The following is a 3,200-nucleotide window of genomic DNA, read 5'->3' on the forward strand; positions in this document are numbered from 1 at the left end:
TCAGACGGATGAAGAAGATAAGACGGTCACCACGGACCTGGCGACCGCCTCTGAAGATGCGCCGGTCGTGCGGCTCGCAAACAATATCCTGGCGCTGGCCATCAAGAAGGGCGCCAGTGATATTCACATCGAACCGCAGGAGAAAGGTGTCGTCCTGCGGCTGCGCATTGACGGCGTGCTTTACGTCGAGAACGTTCTTTCGAAGAAAATTCAGCTGCCGCTGGCGTCGCGCTTCAAGATCCTGTCGAGGCTGGACATTTCCGAACGCCGGATGCCGCAGGATGGCCGCATCTCGATCAAGATCGAAGACCGCGGCATCGACTTCCGTGTTTCCACCGTGCCGGCGAAGTTCGGCGAAAAGATCGTCATGCGCATCCTGGACAAGAGCGGATCGCTGTTGCCGCTCGACAAGATCATTATCCACGGGCCGACGGTGGAAAAGCTGCGCTGGATGATCAATCAGCCTTACGGCATCATCTACGTCACCGGTCCGACCGGTTCCGGTAAGACGACCACGCTGTACAGCTCGCTGAACGAAATCAATTCGCACGAAATCAACATTTCGACTGCTGAGGACCCGATCGAATACGATCTCGCCGGGTTGTGCCAGGTCCAGACCCATAAGGACATCGGACTGGACTTCGCGCGCATCCTCCGCGCATTTCTGCGTCAGGACCCCGATGTCATCCTGGTCGGTGAAACGCGCGACCAGGAAACCGCGAAGATCTCGGTGGAAGCCGCGTTGACAGGCCACCTGGTCTTCACCACGCTTCACACGAACGATGCGCCCGGGTCCTTCACACGTCTGGAAGAGATGGGCATCGAGCCCTTCCTGATGGCGAACTCCACCATCGGCATCATCGCGCAGCGCCTTGCACGGCGGCTTTGCCAGAACTGCAAAGTGCAGACCGAAGTGGACGACACCACGCTCGGCTATTTTGGCTATACCCGTGGTAGCTCGCCTCCATTCTTCAAAGGCGAGGGTTGCGACAAGTGCAACCACACAGGCAAGAAGGGCCGGATCGGTATTTACGAGCTTCTGGTGATGAACGAAGATCTGAAGCGCACTGTTGCCAGAGGCGCAAGGAGCGACGAAATCCGCACGCTGGCGATTGAAAACGGCATGTTGACGCTCAAGGATTACGCCATGGTGCTTATGTCGGAGGGACTGACGTCGGTGGACGAGGTTCTGCAGAACCTCGTCGTCGGTAACTAACTATCGGGAATCAATCTGCGGCCAGCACCGCCGCTTGTTTGTAAAACTGAACGTAGTCCCGCACGTCTTCACGGCTGCCGATGATCAGCGGCACCTTTTGATGGAGTGAAGAAGGCTCGATATCCAGAATGCGCTCTCCGCCTGTAGTGGCGGCCCCGCCGGCCTGTTCGACAACCATCGCCAGAGGAGCGGCTTCGTAGAGCAGCCGCAGCTTTCCTTTCGGGCCGGGGTATAAGAAGATCCCGCCCTTCAGCAGATTCCTGTGGAAATCGGCGACCAGCGATCCGATGTATCGGAGGGTATATGGATGGCCGTTTTCCTTGCGGTCCTCTTTGACATACTCGACGTAGTTCCGCGTTCCCGCGTCCCATGAATGCGCGTTGCCTTCGTTGATGCTGTACATCTTGCCGCGGGTGGGCGTGCGGATATTTTCGTGCGAGAGAAGGAATTCGCCGAGGCTGGGATCCAGCGTGAAGCCGAAGACGCCGTGGCCCGTGGTGTAAACCATCATCGTGCTGGAGCCGTAGATGAAATAACCGGCGGCAATCTGTTCCGAGCCCTTTTGCAGGCAATCTTCCAGCCGGCCGTCGGGCGAATGATTTGTGACGCGGCGGTGGATGGAAAAGATGGTGCCGATGCTGGCGTTCACGTCGATATTCGATGACCCATCCAGCGGATCGAACATCAGAACGTACTTTCCTTTCTTGCTTCCACTGGGAATCGGGATGGTGTCGACCGATTCTTCCGATGCCATGACGCAAAGATGGCCGTTGTGGCCCATCGCCCGGCAGATGGTTTGCTGCGCGAATTCGTCCAGTTTCTGAACCGACTCGCCGTGAACATTGATTTCGCCGGTCTCGCCGAGAATCTTTACAAGACCCGCCTGGTTGACTTCGCGCGAAATGATTTTCGCGGACAAGGTGAGACTCGTCAGGAGCGCCGTGAAATCCCCCGTGGCGCCCGGATGCAACCGCTCTTCGTCAAGAATATGCTGCTGAACTGTCTTTATTTTGCTTTGCATGCCGCCCCTTTTGCGTGGATTCTAACCTTACTATCAGCGCCAGAAAGGAGCAAAGTCTTTTGTATGCATGATGAACGTACACCGGCCCCGGACAGCACGGCGGTGCGGGTGGCCTTATGGCGGGCCCTGCACGTCCAGGCCGATCCGCCGCCGCACGTGTTCGAAGACGAAGTCGGACTGAAGCTGGCAGCTCCGGAAGAGGGGTGGCGCAATCGTCCGGACATGGGTCCCTTCACGCGGCCCTTTCGCGCCTCGGTTCTGGCCCGCGCCCGCTTCATCGAAGATCTGGTCGCTGAACAGATTGACCGCGGCGTCGGCCAGTACGTCATCCTCGGAGCCGGACTGGACACCTTCGCCCAACGCCGTCCGGAACTGGCCTCCCGTCTGCTCGTGTTCGAGATCGACCGCTCCGGTCCCCAGATCTGGAAGCGCCGGCGCCTGATCGACCTTGGCTTCGGCATCCCGCCGTTCCTGCGATTTGTGCCGGTAGACTTCGAGGCGGGCGAAGCGTGGTGGGAACGGCTGGCAGAGTCGGGCTTCGATGCCCATCGGCCGGCGGTCGTGGCTTCCACCGGCGTCAGTATGTATCTGACCAGGGACGCCATCGCGGCGACGCTGCGTCAGGTCGCCGCGCTCGCGCCCGGCTCGACTCTCGTCATGTCTTTCCTGGTGCCGATCGAACTCGCGGATCCCGAGGTGCGTCCCGGCCTCGAGCGAGCCGTCGAGGGCTCGCGAGCAAGCGGCACTCCCTTCATCAGCTTCTTCACGCCGGCAGAGATACTGGCTCTGGGCCGCCAATCCGGCTTTCGAGATCCCCAGCACGTATCGGCGGCAACTCTCGCCGAGCGTTACTTCGCCGGCAGGACCGATGGCCTCCGCCCTCCCAACAATACAGAGGAACTGCTGGTGGCAAGGACATGAGAGGTTTTAGCCGCAGATGACGCGGATGACGCAGATGGGGCG

At 59.6% G+C, this 3,200-nt stretch carries 3 protein-coding genes; 2 read left to right on the top strand and 1 reads right to left on the bottom strand.

The window, feature by feature from the left end:
- On the top strand, positions 1-1,216 hold a 1,216-nt coding region (locus VGK48_05805), incomplete at its 5' end, for a GspE/PulE family protein (protein HEY2380681.1).
- A 10-nt stretch (positions 1,217-1,226) separates the two neighbouring features.
- Here the strand turns inward: VGK48_05805 and fbp are convergent.
- Positions 1,227-2,237: a class 1 fructose-bisphosphatase gene (gene fbp / locus VGK48_05810; GenBank protein HEY2380682.1), complete on the bottom strand. Its 1,011-nt coding sequence runs from the start codon at positions 2,235-2,237 to the stop codon at positions 1,227-1,229.
- Positions 2,238-2,300: 63 nt separating this feature from the next.
- Between fbp and VGK48_05815 the strand changes: the two genes are divergently transcribed.
- Positions 2,301-3,158 (top strand): class I SAM-dependent methyltransferase, encoded by an 858-nt coding sequence (locus tag VGK48_05815; protein ID HEY2380683.1) that lies wholly within the window; start codon positions 2,301-2,303, stop codon positions 3,156-3,158.
- Positions 3,159-3,200 lie beyond the last annotated feature (42 nt).

Source organism: Terriglobia bacterium, assembly GCA_036496425.1.
GTDB lineage: Bacteria > Acidobacteriota > Terriglobia > 20CM-2-55-15 > 20CM-2-55-15 > 20CM-2-55-15.